Source organism: Gilvimarinus sp. 1_MG-2023, from assembly GCF_030548285.1.
On the sequence record NZ_JAUOSC010001658.1, the window covers coordinates 1 to 238 of the forward strand.

A 238-nucleotide genomic window follows, 5' to 3' on the forward strand; every position below is an offset into this window, starting at 1 on the left:
TATCAGCGTAGGCTGGTTGCTGAGCCTTGTTGCTGTTATCCGGATCTTTCAGTCGGTCATTGTGCTCTGGAAGATTTTCCAGCATGTCGTCTGTACGACGCACAACGTATACCGGCTTACCACGCCATTCGGCTGTCAGCATCGAACCTGGTTCGATCTTGCTGACATCGATCTTGGCCGGAGCGCCTGCCGCTTTCGCCTTTTCACTTGGAACCCAAGATTTGACGAAGGGTACAGC

General features: G+C 52.9%; 1 pseudogene. It reads right to left on the bottom strand.

Annotation, left to right across the window (positions count from 1 at the left end):
- Positions 1–238: pseudogene (locus Q4563_RS22420) on the bottom strand (ubiquinol-cytochrome c reductase iron-sulfur subunit); the annotation flags it as partial.